General features: G+C 43.0%; 18 protein-coding genes. All 18 read left to right on the forward strand.

The genetic code is table 11. The features are described from left to right. Window positions 1–61: 61 nt before the first annotated feature. Window positions 62–1,093, forward strand: coding sequence for a flagellar motor switch protein FliG (gene fliG, locus G610_RS0107445; protein ID WP_051197832.1), 1,032 nt, complete (start codon window positions 62–64; stop codon window positions 1,091–1,093). Next, window positions 1,077–2,201, forward strand: a complete 1,125-nt coding sequence (locus tag G610_RS0107450) for a FliH/SctL family protein (protein WP_026524291.1) — start codon at window positions 1,077–1,079, stop codon at window positions 2,199–2,201. Before fliG ends, G610_RS0107450 begins: the two co-directional genes overlap by 17 nt. Further along, a complete protein-coding gene (gene fliI / locus G610_RS0107455) occupies window positions 2,201–3,559 on the forward strand; it encodes a flagellar protein export ATPase FliI (protein WP_026524292.1) in 1,359 nt (452 codons plus the stop codon). Before G610_RS0107450 ends, fliI begins: the two co-directional genes overlap by 1 nt. Window positions 3,560–3,578: 19 nt before the next feature. After that, window positions 3,579–4,037 carry a flagellar export protein FliJ gene (fliJ, locus tag G610_RS0107460; protein WP_026524293.1) on the forward strand — a complete coding sequence of 153 codons (459 nt, stop codon included), beginning with the start codon at window positions 3,579–3,581 and terminating at the stop codon, window positions 4,035–4,037. Next, window positions 4,037–5,005, forward strand: a complete 969-nt coding sequence (locus G610_RS20150) for a hypothetical protein (protein WP_051197815.1) — start codon at window positions 4,037–4,039, stop codon at window positions 5,003–5,005. The genes fliJ and G610_RS20150 overlap by 1 nt, the downstream gene beginning before the upstream one ends. A 120-nt stretch (window positions 5,006–5,125) precedes the next feature. Continuing rightward, on the forward strand, window positions 5,126–6,751 hold the full coding sequence (locus G610_RS0107470) for a flagellar hook-length control protein FliK (protein ID WP_026524294.1): 1,626 nt from the start codon (window positions 5,126–5,128) through the stop codon (window positions 6,749–6,751). Between the two features lie 20 nt (window positions 6,752–6,771). Next, window positions 6,772–7,497 (forward strand): flagellar hook capping FlgD N-terminal domain-containing protein, encoded by a 726-nt coding sequence (locus G610_RS22080; RefSeq protein WP_051197816.1) that lies wholly within the window; start codon window positions 6,772–6,774, stop codon window positions 7,495–7,497. 112 nt (window positions 7,498–7,609) lie between these two features. Beyond that, entirely contained in the window at window positions 7,610–8,008 is a 399-nt protein-coding gene (locus G610_RS0107480; protein ID WP_026524295.1) for a TIGR02530 family flagellar biosynthesis protein, read from the forward strand. Window positions 8,009–8,219: 211 nt separating this feature from the next. Continuing rightward, window positions 8,220–11,489: a flagellar hook-basal body complex protein gene (locus G610_RS23775; RefSeq protein WP_051197818.1), complete on the forward strand. Its 3,270-nt coding sequence runs from the start codon at window positions 8,220–8,222 to the stop codon at window positions 11,487–11,489. A gap of 549 nt (window positions 11,490–12,038) precedes the next feature. Next, window positions 12,039–12,233: a flagellar FlbD family protein gene (locus G610_RS0107490; RefSeq protein WP_026524296.1), complete on the forward strand. Its 195-nt coding sequence runs from the start codon at window positions 12,039–12,041 to the stop codon at window positions 12,231–12,233. A 43-nt stretch (window positions 12,234–12,276) separates the two neighbouring features. After that, window positions 12,277–13,080 (forward strand): motility protein A, encoded by an 804-nt coding sequence (locus tag G610_RS0107495; protein ID WP_026524297.1) that lies wholly within the window; start codon window positions 12,277–12,279, stop codon window positions 13,078–13,080. After that, entirely contained in the window at window positions 13,080–14,081 is a 1,002-nt protein-coding gene (locus G610_RS0107500; protein ID WP_026524298.1) for an OmpA family protein, read from the forward strand. Before G610_RS0107495 ends, G610_RS0107500 begins: the two co-directional genes overlap by 1 nt. Before the next feature lie 34 nt (window positions 14,082–14,115). Further along, window positions 14,116–14,649, forward strand: coding sequence for a flagellar basal body-associated FliL family protein (locus tag G610_RS0107505; RefSeq protein WP_026524299.1), 534 nt, complete (start codon window positions 14,116–14,118; stop codon window positions 14,647–14,649). Window positions 14,650–14,708: 59 nt separating this feature from the next. Then, a complete protein-coding gene (gene fliM, locus G610_RS0107510; RefSeq protein WP_026524300.1) occupies window positions 14,709–15,692 on the forward strand; it encodes a flagellar motor switch protein FliM in 984 nt (327 codons plus the stop codon). Between the two features lie 4 nt (window positions 15,693–15,696). Beyond that, on the forward strand, window positions 15,697–16,965 hold the full coding sequence (gene fliY, locus G610_RS0107515) for a flagellar motor switch phosphatase FliY (protein ID WP_026524301.1): 1,269 nt from the start codon (window positions 15,697–15,699) through the stop codon (window positions 16,963–16,965). Between the two features lie 17 nt (window positions 16,966–16,982). Further along, complete coding sequence (locus G610_RS0107520) at window positions 16,983–17,327, forward strand: FliO/MopB family protein (RefSeq protein WP_026524302.1); 345 nt, start codon at window positions 16,983–16,985, stop codon at window positions 17,325–17,327. Between the two features lie 3 nt (window positions 17,328–17,330). Next, window positions 17,331–18,263, forward strand: coding sequence for a flagellar type III secretion system pore protein FliP (gene fliP, locus G610_RS0107525; RefSeq protein WP_026524303.1), 933 nt, complete (start codon window positions 17,331–17,333; stop codon window positions 18,261–18,263). A gap of 14 nt (window positions 18,264–18,277) precedes the next feature. Then, on the forward strand, window positions 18,278–18,547 hold the full coding sequence (fliQ, locus tag G610_RS0107530; protein ID WP_026524304.1) for a flagellar biosynthesis protein FliQ: 270 nt from the start codon (window positions 18,278–18,280) through the stop codon (window positions 18,545–18,547).

Below are 18,547 nucleotides of genomic sequence, written 5' to 3' on the forward strand. Positions count from 1 at the left end.
AGATGGGGAAGAATTTGATGATGATTTAGACGAAGGTACAGGTGGTGCGGCTCCCGGCGGTATGCCTGCTGCAAATTATGATCCTGCGCTGACAGCTAATCTTTCCGGTACTCAGAAGGCTGCAATCCTTTTGATTGCCCTTGGACCGGAGAAGTCCTCTGCTATATTCAAGCATCTTAAAGAGGACGAGATCGAGGAACTTACGCTTGAAATTGCAAATACCAGAAGCGTAACACCTCAGGTTAAGGATGCGATAATTGAAGAGTTCTACGGAATCTGCCTCGCTCAGCAGTATATAGCTGAGGGTGGTATTAACTATGCCAAGGAACTTCTTGAAAAAGCCCTTGGTGAAGACAAGGCAATGGATGTTATCAGTAAGCTGACAGCATCATTGCAGGTTAAACCCTTCGAGTTTATTCGAAAGGCAGATCCTTCACAGCTCCTTACTTTCATTCAGGACGAGCATCCGCAGACCATCGCACTTGTTATGTCCTATATGTCGCCTTCACAGAGTGCGCTCATTCTCGGTGCACTGCCTCCTGAAAGACAGGCAGATGTTGCGAAGCGTATCGCTACCATGGACAGAACAAGTCCTGATACCATCAAGGATGTTGAGCGAGTACTTGAGACCAAGCTTTCAGCTCTTGTTAATCAAGATTACACTGTTGTCGGCGGTGTTGATGCTGTTGTTGAAATCCTCAATACAGTTGACCGTGCAACAGAAAAACATATTATGGAGACTTTGGAAATCGAGCAGCCTGAACTTGCTGATGAGATCAGAAAGAAGATGTTCGTGTTCGAGGATATCCTTCTTCTGGACGACCGTGCTATTCAGCGTGTGCTGCGTGATGTTGATAATGCAGACCTCGGTCTTGCATGTAAGGGCTCTACAGAAGCTGTTCAGACCGCTATCTTCAACAACCTGTCCAAGCGTCTTGCTGCTATGATCAAGGAAGATATGGACTTCATGGGACCTGTTCGTATGAAGGATGTTGAAGAAGCTCAGCAGAAGATTGTTAATATTATCCGTAAGCTGGAAGACTCCGGAGAAATTGTAATCTCCAGAGGCGGAGGTGATGATCTGGTTGTCTAATTCGTCGAATCTTTTTAAAGCCGGCTGGATCATGGTCGATGAATCGGAAAAGCGCATAATCGACAATAATGAGCTGGCAAACAAAAAAATAGAGGCGCATCAGGAAGAAGAGGCCAGACGTCTTCTTGCGGCGAAACAGGAAAACGGCGAAGACGTAGTGTTCGACGGTTTTTCTGATGGGTTTTCGGAGGGTATCGGATATGATCAGATAGATGCCTTCGATGACAGTCAGAATATCATAGGTGCCGGTTCACCTGAATTCATGGAAGGCATGGATGGCGAGGGTTTTGACCCAATGATGACAGAGATGCCGGATATGTCTCAGATGTCGGAAGAGGTTATGCCTGATGATGGCATGCAGAATCAGTTTCAGGATGGATATTTTGATGAATCTCAGGGAATGTCCGATGAGGATATGAACCTTGGAATGGAAATGGAAGAGCCACCTGCTTCGGAGATGATTCCCGAAGAACCTCAGTTTAACCTGGATGAGATACAGGCTCAGATTGATGAGCAGCTTAGAATGGCTGATGAACAGGCTAAACAGATAGTAGCCGACGCTCAGGCCCAGGCTGAGGAGATTAGGAATCAGGCCCAGGAAGAAGGCAAGGCTGCCGGCTATGAAGAAGGCTATCAGCAGGGAATTGCAGAGGCAGAGCAGCTAAAAGCTGATGCACAGGCTGAGATAGAAGAAGAGAAAAATAAACTTCAGGCAGATTTTCAGCAGCTTATAAATACCATAGAGCCAGATATGGTAGATGCTCTTACAAGTGTTTATGAGCATGTTTTCAATGTTGAATTCAAGGACAATAAGGACATAATCCTCCATCTTATCAGAACTACACTTAGTAAGATGGATAGCGGAATCAGTATAATCCTTCACATCTCATCCGATGATTACGATCTTGTAAGTGATGAGAAGCCCTCTCTTGAGGAGGCTATGGCCAGTCCCAATTCCACTTTGGAGATAATTGAGGACCCGCTTTTGAAGGAAAATGAATGCATTATAGAATCCGAGGGAGGCGTTTTTGACTGCTCTCTTGGAGTTGAATTATCGGAGCTTGCAAGGAAGCTTAAGCTTCTTTCCTACGATAGGAGTAAGCGTTAATGTCTAGCGGTATTGTTGATTATTCAAAATACAAAAAGCTTAGCAACAACGTGTTCTATAAAGTCAGAGGCAAGGTAGTTAATGTTGTTGGGCTTACCATAGAGTCTGCAGGACCTGAAGCTAAAATGGGTGATATCTGCTATATCTATCCCAAGAGAAAAGAGGGTGAAGATACAGTAAGACCATCCGGCAAAGGCACCATGGCTGAGGTAGTTGGTTTCAGGGACAACCATGTACTTTTGATGCCTTATGAAAACACAAGTGGTATCGGAAGCGGAAGTATCGTTGAGAATACGGACTCACCACTTAGAGTTAATGTGGGCGAGGGTCTTCTTGGGAAAACACTGGACGGTCTTGGAAGAATAGATGGTACCAACTATGGAAAAGGTGTTCATCTTGAAAACGGTATAGCCTATTCAGTTGAGAATCAGCCTCCGGATCCCATGACAAGAGATCCGATTTCAGATGTATTATCCCTTGGAGTTAAGGCAGTTGACGGACTTTTAACTGTAGGTAAGGGACAGCGTATAGGTATTTTTGCAGGTTCAGGTGTTGGTAAATCAACCCTTATGGGTATGTTTGCAAGGAATACCAATGCAGATATAAATGTAATTGCTCTGATTGGAGAGCGAGGCAGGGAGGTCAGAGAGTTCATAGAGCGTGACCTTGGACCTGAAGGTATGGAGAGATCCATAGTGGTGGTTGCCACCAGTGATAAGCCGGCACTAGAACGACTTAAGGCTGCCAAGACTGCAACCTCCATAGCAGAGTATTTCAGAGATAAGGGTAAGGATGTTCTTTTGATGATGGACTCACTTACACGTTTCTCAATGGCGCAGCGAGAGATAGGTCTTGCCAGTGGCGAGCCCCCTGTTTCAAGAGGTTATCCGCCAAGTGTATATGCGGAGATGCCAAAGCTTCTTGAAAGAGCAGGCAAATCCAGAAAGGGCTCTATTACAGGACTGTATACAGTACTTGTAGATGGTGATGATTTTAACGAGCCTATTACGGATACCGCAAGAGGTATTCTCGACGGACATATTGTACTTAACCGTAAGCTTGCTCAAAAGAATCACTATCCTGCCATAGATGTTCTTGCCAGTATTTCCAGATGTATGAGCGCTATTGCACCTCAGGAGCAGAAGAAGGCTGCAGGTAAGCTTAAGAATGTTCTTGCAACATATAATGACGCTGAGGATCTGATAAACATCGGCGCATATAAGAGCGGTGCCAATAAAAATATTGATTATGCCGTATCCAAAATAGATGCGGTTAATGCTTTTTTGATGCAGGAGACAGATGAGAAGTTCTCCTATGAAGAAGTAGTTGATATGCTTGAGAGACTGTTCTCTGACTGATTAGTGGTAGGTAGGTTTTATGCCCAGATTCAATTATAAACTGCAGGGTGTCCTCAATCTGAGAATTCAGCAGGAAGAGCAGGCAAAATCTGATTTCTCTGTGGCTAACAAGGAACTGAACGATCAGCTGGATATTCTGAATGAACTAAAAAAACGCCAGCAAGGCTATATACAGGAAGGTTATATGCTTAGAAGCTCTGCCGTTATGGATGTTCAGGCCATCATGGATAATAACTATGCTGAGAAGCAGATGGAAGTCATGATCTTAGACCAGGAGCATGTCATAGAGCGCTATGAAGCTAGGTATGAAATGGCCAGAATTAAGCTCACCAGAGCGATTCAGGAGCGCAAAATGCAGGAAAGACTCAGGGAAAGAGCCTTTGAACAGTACGTGGAAGAAGAAAAAGAAGCTGAATCCAAAGAAATGGATGAGAGAACAAGCTTTACTTATACCAGACGATCCAGAGAGGGTAACTAATGGCTGAAGAAATACTTAATGAAAATTCGGTTTTGCCACCGCCGGATGGTGATGATAAAGCCGCCAGAAAAAAATTAAAAGAAGACCGTAAAGCCCTCAGAAAAGAACTGAAGGAGCAGAAAAAAGCTGCGAAGAAACGCCAGGAAGAGCTTGCTGAGAGAAGAGCTGAGCTCAACGGAGATGACGGCGGCGGAGTAGCTACGCTTGTTGTAACATTTTTCATTATCCTGATATGGCTGATAATTATGGTCATGCTTATAAAAATGGATGTTGGCGGATTCGGATCCAATGTCCTTGCTCCGATAATAGGTGATATCCCCGGAATAAACAGAATACTTCCGGAAGGAAGCTATACAATACAGGAAGATGCGCCTGAAACTGCAGTGTCCGACGGTGAAACTGAAGCACTAGCCAACAGCCTTGAAGAAGCAAACATTTATATCAAGCGACTTGAGAATGAGCTTCGAAAGGAAATGGAAGACAATCAGACCCTGCAGGAGGAAAATGAGAAGCTCCAGGCAGAGGTAGCAAGACTTGAGCCCTTCGAAGAGGAGCAGGCACAATTTGAAGCAGAGAAGGAAGAGTTTTACAAGAACATTGTCTATGCAGACAATGCGCCTGATCCTACAGAATTTCAGAAATACTACGAGCTTATAGAACCTGATATAGCTGCACAGATATATGCTCAGATTCTTCAAAAGCAGTCTGATGACAAAGAGCTTGAACAGTATGTAAAAGCATATTCATCCATGAAGGCCAAGGAAGCAGCGGCTATCTTTGATAAGATGATGGAGAATGACACCGGTGATGCTGTAAGACTTATATCCAAGATACTTTGGGAGATGAGTGCTGAGAACAGAGGTGCCATCCTTGATAAGATGACGGAAGAGTATGCAGGTAAGGTTACGGATTATATGGAGCCCAAGGCACATACCGCATCGGTTTCCGGTATAACGACAGGAAATTAAATAATTTATAATCTTTTAATATTTTTCGGCCGTGTGGGTTAAGTTTTTATCCCTACGGCCGATATATTTTTTGTAGAAGTATGCGCATACTAAACATAAAAGAAAGGAGGAATGCAGTACATGATAAGTAACGCGATTCCTGGTATTGCAAACGTCAATACACTCGTAAACAATGCACCTGCAAAGGGAATTGCAGTCAGCAGTGATGTTAAGGATGCCTTCCGTAAAGCTCTTGCTCAGGCAAATACCGAAAACAAAGCTGCATCTGTAACTACTTCTCTTAACAAAACTCTAAATCAGACTGTTACAAAAGCTGATAATCAGCGTACACCAGATCTGACAGATGCGACTACAGAAAGGATGGACGCTGCTTCAAAGGGCGGCGATGCCACAAAGAACGGCAAAGCTAAGGTATCCGATGAAAAGGACAACACACAGGTAACAGAAAACAACGCTGTTACAAGCACTGCTGAAAACGGGAATGTCGCAGAACAGACTCAGGAAACAGAAGCTGAAGAAGGCGTTATCGTTATCAGTGAAGAAGCTGAAGGAAATGCAGAGATTACGGCAAACAGCGATGCATTAAATACAGCTCTTATCGATGAAGCGATGCAGCTCTTACAGAACCTTGCAGATGAGCTTTCACTGGACATTGAGGATATACAGAATGCAATGGAGACCCTTGGTCTTACAAATATCGCAATTCTTAATCCCGCTAATATGTCACAGCTTATCGGACAGCTTACAGCAGGTGATGATGCAATGGCTGTAGTAACCAACGCAGACATATATCTGAATGTTCAGAATATGCAGGATGCGGTGTATACAGCAAGACAGGATCTTATGGAAGAATTCGATCTTACTGAGGAACAGCTAAGCGCAGCTCTTGAAGAGTTCGCAGAGAATCTTCCCAAGGAAGAAGCACAGGGTGAGCCAGTAGTAAATACCTTCAATGAGACTCTTGTTGAAGCACAGATAGAGCAGGCACCTGTTATGGTTCAGCAACCTGTAAAGCTTGAGGTTACGGAAGAGGAAGGAATTGTCAGAGAGATTTCCGATAATACAGCCTTTGTACAGCCTGAAGTAGCAGAAGAAGTAATTGAGCTTCCTGAAGAGTTCGGACGAAACAATGATGGTGGCAACAAGAGAAATTCAGATGAAAAGGGTCAGAACACACCAATGTTCAACCATTTCTTCAACCAGATTTCTTCTTCACTTTCAGAGGTTTCGGAAGCTGCAGCACAGACCCAGCAGGCACCTATGGCAGACACACAAAAGATCATGGATCAGATTACTGAGTTCATCAAGGTCAACATCAAAGCGGAATCAACATCAATGGAACTCCAGCTTCATCCCGCAAGCCTTGGAACAGTAAACGTAATGATCGAGCAGGCCAAAGACGGAAACATGATCGCCAAGTTCATGACTCAGAATGAAGACGTAAGAGCAGCTATTGAAAGCCAGCTTCAGCAGCTTCAGGAAAAATTCAATGAGCAGGGCATCAAGGTAACTGCAGTTGAAGTAACAGTCAACGCAGGTGGTTTTGATCAGACACTTAATGACTCACAGAGCCAGAAAGAGGAAGATCAGGAGAATCAGAACATCATCAGAAAGCCCATGAGAAGAATCAGACTTGGTGATATTACACCTGAAGGCATCGAAGGCTTAGAGCAGGTAGATGAGACCGACAGACTCACAGCAGAGATGATGGCAATAAACGGAAACTCAGTTGATTTCTCAGCTTAAGAGAAACAGGAGGTACAAGGATGAGTGTTAACGCAGTAGTAGAGAATGGAAAAGTTGTCGATACCAACAACTCCAGTGCAAAAAAGGAGAAAACATCCAACGGTTATGACAAAGACGCTTTCATGAACATTCTCTGTGCACAGATGAAGTATCAGGATCCTCTTGAGCCTACATCCAATACTGAGTACATCAATCAGTATGCAACATTTACGCAGGTTGAGCAGCTCTCCAACATGGCAGAATCCTTTGCAATGTCCAGAGCGTCCGAGATGGTTGGTAAAACAGTAATAGTTACCGACGATAATGGAAACAAGGTTCAGGGCAAGGTTGACTATGTAACCTACAGCGGTGGAGAAGCATACCTTAACATCGATGGCAAGGACTACAAGATGGATACTGTTAGTAGCGTAGCAGATTCCAAGTTCGTTGAAGCTCATGATCAGGCAGATGATCTGGTAGAAATGATTGAGAAGTTCCCGGATTACAACAATCTGAATTACACACACGCAAATGATATTTACACGGCATACAACTTCTATCAGAACATGTCCAGTGACGCAATTGCACTTGTAGACAAGAAGTACATCACAGAGCTTGAAAAGTATAAGGCAAGAGCAGATGAGCTTGTAACAGAAGCTGTAAAGAATGAAACAGAGTACGAGAAGCAGCAGGCTGAAAAAGCAACAAAAACAGAAAGTACAAATACCGAAAGCAACAACGAAGGAGGATCAGAGACAACCGCTTAATAAATATAAAAAATTTGTTAAAGATGGTTATGTTTTTGATTATTTGACCGAAATATATATCGGTACAGCAAATGAACTTTGTGTTTTATTTTGAGAAAGGAGAAAGCCGTAAATGATTCATAATAACAGCGGATTCCTTTCCATAGAGCAGGTTCAGAATCAGTATCCCATAAATAAAACAGAAAAAGGCAGAGGAACAGTCGGCGTACAGAATTCAGACTTCGGTAAGATCCTCAGCCAGATCGAAAACTCAAGGGACGGTGTTAAATTTTCAAAGCATGCATCGAACAGACTAAACGACCGTAACATCGAACTTACTACTGATCAGATGAACCGCCTGAATAACGCAAGGAATCAGGCAAGTGCGAAAGGAATAAATGACTCGCTTATCCTGGTAGATCAGCTTGCATTCATCGTAAACGTACCAAGCAGCACAGTTGTTACAGCAATGGACAGTCAGGAAACTGGCAGTAACGTATTTACCAATATAGACGGAGCGGTAATCGCATAACTTTAGGAGACAAAAGGATACGAGAAAACAGACCGGACCGAGGATGTTGGGCAGAGCATCCGTAAGCTCACACAGACAGGTGAGTATCTAAGGAGGTCAAAGAATTCCCGACCGACAGAAGGAATTCAAATTCAAATCTCAAATCCCAAACTGTCAACTTAATATGTGACCCGTCCCTCTGACTTTATGTCTAATCAGGAGGACATGCCTTATGATGAGATCACTCTTTTCTGGTGTTGCAGGACTTAAGACCCACCAGGTCAAAATGGATGTTATCGGTAATAACATCGCCAATGTCAATACAACATCCTACAAGTCACAGTCAATCACCTTCAGTGATCTGATGTATCAGACCACACAGCGTGCATCCCGTGCAACCGAGACTACCGGTGGTATAAACGCAAGACAGATCGGTCTTGGTGCTAAATCCGGTGCCATCGCTACGGCCATCACACAGCAAGGCGCAACAGAAACAACAAATAATCCTTTTGATATGCGTATTACCGGTGATGCCTTCTATATTGTTAATGATGGAAACCAGACCATGTATACAAGAGACGGTTCCTTCTACATTGACGGTGCAGGCAACCTGGCAATGCAGTCAACCGGTTATTTCGTATACGGATGGACAGCTGTAGAAGATGAGACAACAGGTGAAATCACAGTTAACACAAACGGTGGAGTAGGCAAGCTTCAGCTTATGAGTGCTGAAAACATGACTTATCCTCCGGAAGGAACAACAGAGGCTGTTGTAAGCGGAAATATCGATGCTCACGACACAAACATCACAAGCGATAACGGAAAAACAGTTACTCTTGAGTTCTATGACAACTTAGGTTATCTCTATACAGCAAAATTCGCAGTTCGAGATGTAAACGATCTTGAGCACACATATACAATGACTCTCGAGGACATCCTCGATTCTAACGGAAATACAATCGGCGCTGAAAAGCTCAGCTATGTAAGCTTTACAGACGGCGACAACGAAGAAGCTAACTACGGACTTCGTAATTCCTGGACAAAGACAGTTACAACAATTAACTACACAGCAACAGTAGGAGCTAAGAACGTTACCTTCAGAAATCCTTCAGGTTCAACCGCATACAGCGGAATTCCTGCATCAGGATCCATCTCAAGTCTCGTTGAAAAGGCACCCACACTCCTTAGGAATGTTTACAACCTCACAGTTGGTCTCGGCGGAGACAATACAGTAGCAAGTACAGATTATTACACAATCAATGAAGATGGTTCTATAAGCGTATTCCCTGTAGATGCATCAGATAAGGAATCTGTAAATCTTGGACAGTTCTTCAAGAATGCATCAACAGATACAACTTTCACTTATGGAACATACACCAATTCAAGCTATGCAACAGTACCCAGAAGCGTTGAGATAAAGTCAGCAGACCAGCTCAGCGATAAGCAGATGGAAGTACTGAACACAATGTTTGGTCTTGATGTAGCAAGTCTTGATTTTTCAGATGATAAGACCTACACATATGCGATTTCAAGTGACGGTGTATCAAGTCTTTCACTTACAACTAACTCATACTCAGAATCGACAGCTACAGTTCAGGCACCTTTTGATATGGTTAGCAGCACAGGAACAACCATTACCTTCAATGACACAAACAGCGAAACAAATATTACTGTAAATCTTGCAACAACAACATTCTCAACAGGACTTCCTTCTGAGATACTTAAGATTTACGGACTTAAGAGTTCTGATTACAAGAGCCAGGTAAATAATAATACATTTAAGACCTACACTTACAGCATAGATCCTACAACCGGCGGCCTTTCAGTTACAACCAGAACAACCACCAACGATGAGGCATTCTATGCAACAAATCTTTCTACAACACCCGGAACAGATGATAACACTGTAAACTTTGGATCACAGACAAACGTACCCAAGAGTGGAACACTCAGCCAGGCATCAGACGATTCTCTTCTTGCAGATATGGGTATCAACAAAGCTGATCTTATTGCACAGAACACAGCAGGCGATGAGACCTATGTCTACAGATACACAATCGCAGATGGCAATCTCACAGTATTAAAGGACACAATTAAGGAATCCGCATCTTCAAGTACGGTTGGTTACAGTAGGACAGCATACACCTTCAAGGCAGATACAGCAAATAACCATGCTATCTTCAATAACAGAAGTGATGATCTGACTTATCCTCTTGAAGGAACACTTCTTGCAAACGACGCTACATCAATAGACCTTCTTAAGTGCTACGGAATGTCAGCATCTGATATCCCCGCAACAGAAGGAAATGCATCATTTACATACAAGTATTCAATAAATAAGGATACAGGTGAGATGACGATCACCAAGACAACATCCACCAAGTCAGAAGAAGGTGCTTATGTAAACGACAAAGCATACTCAGTATTTCTGAATACAGGATCAAACATCGTATTTAGAAACAACAAGTCAGAAGTTGACACAGCTGTTCCGCTTACAGGTACAGTAGCAAACCTTACAAACAGCCAGAAGAATATACTCACAGCTGTTTACGGCTACACACCTTCAGGTGATGACGTTACATATTCAATCAGCGAAGATGGCTCTAAGCTCACTATCGGTACAATGAATACAGCCGGTGTTAATACTTACGAGATTACAAAGACCACAAAAGAAACACAGCTCACATTTGAAGTTGACGTGGATGAGACCACAGCAACCTTCAGAAATGCCAGTGAAGAAGGCAAAATCGTATATGATGCAGTTCCCAGAACAGGATACGTATCAGAAATCAATGATGCAACAGCAACAGCAGATTTCTTTGCAGATGTTTATAACTATACACCTGATGCAACAGCAGAGAACTACGAGACACTTACATACCACATTCTTGATGACGGAAGTCTTCAGATTGTAAACAACAGCATTACACTTAAGTACAACGCAAAGACCGGTGATATCGTTCAGCCTGAAGAAAAGATCACACTTAACTTCCAGCAGGATGCGGTTATCGACGGACAGCCCAAGATGGCAGGCTTCACAGATGTTAACATGGATTTATCATCAACAACAAACTACAACACCATGGCAACATCCACAATCGGAGCTGTAAAGGGTGACCTTGCAAGCCTTAAGACAGGTAGAGCAGTTGGTACCATGAATGGTATGACTGTAAGTAAGGACGGAACAATCTACGCAACATATTCAAACGGCCAGACAAAGCTTCTTGGACAGATCGCTACAGCAGAGTTTGCAAATGCATCCGGTCTTGAAAAGCAGGGTGACAACCTCTACTGCCAGACACTTAACTCCGGTGAAGCTAAGGTTCAGGATGTAACATCAGATGGTGGCTACATCACAACCGGCGTACTGGAAATGAGTAACGTAGATCTTTCAAGTGAATTCACAAGCATGATCACAACTCAGCGTGGATTCCAGGCTAACAGCCGAATCATTACAGTATCAGATACACTCCTTGAGGAGCTTACAAACCTTAAGAGATAATAGGTAATCACCCGTAGAGGTTCGGGGGAAAATAGGAAGAACCTCTTCGGAAGAGGAGAACCTGGTAGGGGGCAAAATCAGAATAGGTCAGGGCAATACAGGTCCTGGCCTATTTTCGTATTTAGTTTTGGTTAGAAAAATTGAAGGGAGATGGTGGAGTTGCGGCTCTGAAAATTAATTTCATAATTATGCTATATATAATGAAATAAAAATTCAAAAAAACCATATTCAAATTCAAATTTCTTTCAAAAGATTATAAACACCGGATAAACTAATCAGAAAAAAACATTAAAGATTTACCTTTTACAATTCCGGAGACAAAAAACGTTATTAAAACTTTAAATAAATCACGATATGTTGTATAATGCAATTGATATTATGCACAAGATATTGCATGAAATATTATTTCATAATTTTTGAAAAAAATTGAAATAAAAATGCAAATCCCTTGTTTTTCGGTATTTCATGCATACAAAAACGAAAAAAGCGTGATAAAATGAAATTATCTTATTAAATAATGTAATTTTGTTTCAATTTCGGAGATTTGGAATGATTGAGATTACCAAAATGGATGGCCGGGCAATACTTGTTAATGAAGACCTTATAGAGACGGTGGAAGCTAATCCCGATACCGTTATCATAATGGCCAACGGAAGGAAGCTCATAGTTCAGGAGACCATTTCCGAAATAATGAAGAAATGTAATGAGCGACGTGATTCGCAGGGCAGTGGATCACATAGCTGATAATCCGATATTTTACTATTACTTTTATGAGGGGGTAAACTAAGTGGATATAGGATCAATACTTGGCATTGGCCTTTGTTTCATTTTCATGATATTGAGTATCGTGTTTTCGGCAGGTATCACGGGTGTTAAATACTTCCTGGATGCTCCGTCGGCCATGATAACTTTCGGTGGAGCTTTTATGGCGGTTTTGGCTTCAAGAAGTCTGCCCAGTTTTATCAGCGGACTTAAATCCTACACACTTATTTTTAAAATGCCCGCTGATGACACCAAGACTGTTATCAAGCAGATTATAGATCTTTCCAATACAGCCAGAAAGGAAGGCCTTCTTGCTCTGGAAGAAGCTGCCGGCAATATCGAGGACGCTTTCATGAAAAAGGGCGTTATGCTTATTGTCGACGGTACTGAGCCCGAGCTTGTTAAGGGAATTCTTGAGGCAGAGATAGATGCCATGTCCGAGAGACATAAAGAGAACTATTCATTCTTCGGTGATGTTGCAGGTATGGGACCTTCCTGGGGAATGATCGGAACACTGCTTGGACTGGTTCTGATGCTACAGAACATGTCAGATCCGTCATCAATCGGACCGTCCATGGCGGTTGCCCTCATCACGACGTTCTACGGTTCAGTTCTTGCGAACTGGTTCTGTTTCCCTGCTGAGAATAAGCTAAAAGCAAGAGATAACGCAGAATATACAATGAAAAGTATTGTCATAGAGGGACTTTTGTCAATTCAGGCCGGGGAGAACCCCCGTGTTACTGAAGAGAAGCTTAAGTCATTCCTGTCACCTGCAAACAGAGCAGCTTATGAGGCAGAGAATGGCACAGGCGATGGAGGCGGAGAGTAATGGCTAAAAAACCGGAAGAAATAAAGCCCGGCTTGCCGGCCTGGCAGGGTACATTCGGTGATCTGATGAACCTTCTCCTTTGTTTCTTCGTGTTGCTTTTCTCAATGGCGAATATGGATGCTGCCAAGTTTGAAGAAATAGCTGCGTCATTCAGTTCAGCATTTGGTATTTTCAATGGCGGTGAAGCTGCTTTGGGACAGGGAGCACTTGTCGGAGATGGTATTTCACAGCTCAACGAGCTTTCCAATTACATAATTTCAATGGGTATTTCACAGTCCGGCTCTCAGAATGAAGATGTTACCGATACAACCGGCGAGAATGCCAGTGAAAACGGAGGAGCCGGTGTTAATGAAAACGGTGATTCATCAGGAATAAATCCCGGAACCGGCGGTGCAGATTCCGAGGAAGATGCTGAAAATAAAGGTTCAGGGACTGAGGGTGATGCTGAAGGTACCGGTTCTGAAAGCGAAAGCGCAGCAGCTACCCCCACAGCGGAGGAAGCCAAGGAAGAGCTTGAGCAGGAACAGCTTAAGGCTTCCGAACAGCTTGCAGCTCAGGTTTCTGAATCTTTAGATGCTATGGATATTTCAAACCAGATTGATGTGAATTTCACCAGTCAGTTTGTTCAGCTGACACTACAGGGTGCAATCCTGTTTGATTCAGGTGAAGCGGTGCTTAAGCCCGGTGCTGAAACAATCCTTAATAAGGTTGGAGCTGTACTTGAGAGATATGCCGGAGGCACCATAGAGATTGAGGGACACACAGATAATGTTCCCATGAACAGAGCAGGTAAGTACAGTAATAATGACGAGCTTAGTGATGGCCGTGCCCTTTCTGTATTCTATTACCTTGTTGAGAATACAACTCTTGATCCTGCTAACCTTAAGCACTCAGGAAGAGGTGAATATGAGCCGGTGGCTGATAATTCAACACCTGAGGGACGCTCCAAGAACAGACGAGTAGAGATTCGTATTTACAATCCTTTAAGTCCTATGTATTAAGGATTGGTAATCATAAAATGTGAGGGAGAAAAACATGAAAAAGAATCTGCTTTCAATTATTATCCTGGCACTTCTTTTAGTGAATACTGTTATGACGGGTTTTATGATGCTGACAGTACTTACTACCAATAACCAGGCGGTAAAGCTCATCGGCGATATAGCTGCTGCATTGCAGATAGAAGCTAACGGCGGTGAAAATGGTCAGGGATTTTCAGGATCTGCTACGGGCAATGTTGATATAGCAAACGTAAGTAACTATACGATAGCAGATATGACTATCACCCTTAAGGACAGCGGTGATGGCAAAACACATTACATGCTTGCTACAGTGGTTCTTTCCATGGATACATCCAATCCGGATTATGAGACCTATGGAAACGCTGAGAAATTTCCTACTTATGAGGATATGATAAAGTCGAAGATTACAGAGGTTATAGGCTCATATACACTTGATGAAATCAGACAGTATGAGGATGAAGCAAAAGCTACACTCCTTGAGGAGATCCAGGAGATCTTCGGATCAGGCTTTATATATGATGTAAGCTTCAGCAGCAAGGTTTATCAGTAATTATTGGGGAGTATGAAAAGAGTTTATGGTTGTTTTTATGGAATTGAGGTGGTCTGCGCTTGAGTGAAGTATTATCACAAAATGAGATAGATAACCTACTGGCGGCGCTTAATACGGGTGAACTCGACGTAGATCAGATGTCAGCTACCGATGAGAAAAAGGTCAAGGACTATGACTTCAAACGTCCTGCCAAGTTCTCTAAGGAGCACCTGAGAACCCTGGAGATGATCTATGAACATTATGGAAGATTGTTGTCCACAACACTTCCTTTGTATCTTAGAAAAAACGTACAGGTTTCGGTTGCGAACTCAGAAACGGTTACCTATTCGGAATTTAGTAATGCACTTAGTAACCCTGTAATTTTGGGTATCATAAATTTCCTGCCCTTGCAGGGAACCATAATAATGGAGCTTCAGGCCAATATCGGTTTTTCCTTTATAGACAGAATGCTTGGAGGAGAGGGAACAGGTATTGATAAACCAAGACCCTTCACCGATATCGAGATGCCTCTTATTGAGAAGCTGATTACTATATGTATGCAGCTTATGGTTGAGCCTTGGGAGAACGTTATAGCCATCAATCCCATAATGGAGAGGATTGAGACTAATCCACAGTTTGCTCAGGTTATATCTCCTACAGATATGATCGCCATCGTAACTCTCAATATGAAGATAGGTGATACAGAAGGTCTTATGAATATCTGTCTTCCTTACTTCACACTGGAGAGCATCATGGATAAGCTCAATACCAAGTTCTGGTTCTCAACAATGCAGAAGCATGATGATGACACTTACGGTGATCATCTTGAATTCCTTGTAAGACATGTGGATGTGCCTGTAAAAGCAGTACTTGGAAAATGTAATGTTTCAGTAAGTGATTTCGTATCGCTTCAAAGAGGCGATATTATCAGACTTGATAATCAGGTAAATAGCGAACTGCAGGTATATGTAGGGGATATTTACAAATTTACGGCTTTGCCGGGAACTACGAAAGATAAGTATGCCGTCAGAATAACGTCGGTAGTAAGAGAGGAGGAAGAGTAGCAGCATGGATGGAATGCTTTCACAAGACGAAATTAATGCCCTGCTCGCCGGTATGGACACATCAGGTGGTGGAGATGCAGGAGGCGGAGATGCCCCGGCAGATGCTCCCGCAGACGCCCCTGCAGCAGATGCAGGAAGTGCTCCTTCGGGCGGCTCTGGTTTCCAGGCCGCAGAAATTGACGAGAGTCTTTTGACGGATGATGAAAAGGATGCCATTGGAGAGGTTGCCAATATCAGTATGGGCTCCTCTGCAACGACATTGTATTCCCTTGTAAATCAGAAGGTTAATATCACAACGCCACAGGTAGAGCTTGCAAACTGGAATACAGTGCTTGATAACTATGAAAAGCCCTGTGTTTTCATTCAGATTAAATACACCGTAGGTCTTGAAGGAACCAATATCCTCATACTTAAAGAGCATGACGTTATGGTTATCACAGACCTTATGATGGGTGGTGACGGAACCAATACTGATGGTGAGGTTGGAGAACTTCAGCTGTCAGCTATTTCAGAAGCAATGAACCAGATGATGGGTGCAGCAGCAACATCACTTTCTACCATGACTGGTCAGAAGGTTGATATCAGCCCGCCGGTTGCAACGCTTCTTGATATGATTGATGATGATCCCAGTGATATATCTGATTTCCTTACAGGAACTTTCTGTAGAGTTACATTCAAGCTTCAGATCGGTGATCTGGTAGATTCAACTCTGATGCAGCTTTATCCTGTAGACTTTGCTAAGAGTCTTAAGGATACTGTAAGTGCTGATGGTGCAGATCAGTCTGAAGCCCCTGCAGAAGCAGCACCTGCTCCCGCACCGGCTCCTGCTCCCGCAGCAGCGCCTATGCCTGATATGGGAATGCCTGCTCAGGATATGTCTCAGATGGGAATGCCGCAGATGGGTATGCCTCAAATGGGAATGCCTCAGATGGGCATGCAGATGATGCCTCAGATGATGATGCCTCAGATGATGCCGAATATGAATGTTCAGCCGGCTCAGTTCCAGAGCTTTGCAGGAGGCAATCCCGCAATGGCTGCCGGAGAGAATATCGGACTTATCAAGGATGTTCCTTTGGAGGTAACCGTTGAGCTTGGAAGAACCGCAAAAGCGATTTCTGACATTCTTGACTTTGCACCCGGTACTATCATAGAGCTTGAGAAGGTTGCCGGTGAACCCGTTGACGTTCTCGTAAACGGCAAGTTCGTTGCAAAGGGAGAGGTTGTAGTAATTGAGGAGAGCTTCGGCGTCCGCGTAACTGAAATAGTACAATAAATGAAAAGGCAAAATAAATGTCAGTAGCATCTATTTCGCAGCTTATCACTGTACTTATCATTTTTATTCTGGTACTTGGTGCCACTTATTATGTAACAATGTGGATCGCCAAATACCAGAAGAATAATGTGGCAGGCGGAAATATTGAGATCCTTGAGACCCAGAGATTATCTAATACCAAATATATTCAGATAATCAGGGTTGCATCAAAGTATCTTGTTATTTCTGTCAGTAAAGACAGTGTGACGTTGCTTACGGAATTAACGCAAGATGAATACAAACCGCCGGAATTTACAAAGGCTGAGATTCCTGATTTTAGTAAGGAGCTTAGTAAAATGATGGACAGGTTTAAGAAGAAGTAAGGTATGAAAAGTTTTAGGGGAGTAAAGAAGAGAGAATCATGGCTTAGGAGAGGCATTCTGTGTTTATGCCTTTCTTTTGTTATGATTTTTTTTGGTTATGGAATAAGTCCCATAACCGCCAAGGCATCCACTTCTTATGTGGATGATACGCATACGACTGATCCCACAAGGGACAGAGAGACGCATTTGACAGGAACTGACAGTGAAAGAACCAATATTCACGAAGCCGGAGAGTCAAAGGATGCAGATGATCTAAAGGAACTTAATATAGCAAATACCGTTACGGTAACCTATGACAATGGTAACGGCACAATTAACGGAGCTCTGAGAATTCTTATTACTCTGACTCTTATTGCCCTTGCTCCGTTCCTTTTGATAATGATGACCTGTTTTACCAGAATCATCATTGTTCTGCATTTTACAAGGGCAGCCATAGCTACCCAGACAGCTCCGCCGAACCAGGTGCTTATGGGACTTGCTCTGTTCCTTACATTTTTCATAATGCAGCCCACTCTCACAGAGGTCTATGATACTGCGATACAGCCTTTTGAGAGAGGAGAGATTGAGCAGCAGGAGCTTTTTGATCTTGGAATGAAACCTATAAGAGAGTTCATGTATGGTCAGACTCAGACCAAGGATGTTCGTCTTTTCATGGAAATCGATCAGATGGAATGGGATGGTCAGCTTGAGACAATTCCCAATGCGGTACTTATTCCAAGCTTTCTTATAAGCGAGCTTAGAACCGCATTTATTATAGGATTTTTGATATTTATACCGTTTATCGTCATAGACATGGTAGTATCGTCGGTACTTATGAGTATGGGTATGATGATGCTGCCGCCTACGACTATTTCAATGCCATTCAAGATTCTGCTTTTTGTTCTTGCTGATGGTTGGAATCTGATAATCGGTAGTCTTGTTAAGACGTTCTACTAGAAAGGAGGAGGATTATGACAGTTGATGACGTCACTGCGATCATGGGTAATGGCCTGTTTATGGTAATAAAAATAGCAGTTCCTGTTCTTTTGGTGTCCTTGATCGTGGGTCTTGCGGTTTCGATTTTTCAGACGGTTACATCGATTCAGGATCAGACACTGACATTCGTTCCCAAAATAATCCTTACCTTTTTGGCACTTATGGTTCTTGGTAACTGGATGCTTACAGAGCTTGCTAACTATGTAACTAAAATCTGGTCTGATTTTAGCTTGTATATACATTAG

It is taken from the genome of Butyrivibrio sp. MB2005 (genome assembly GCF_000424285.1).
Lineage (GTDB): Bacteria > Bacillota > Clostridia > Lachnospirales > Lachnospiraceae > Butyrivibrio.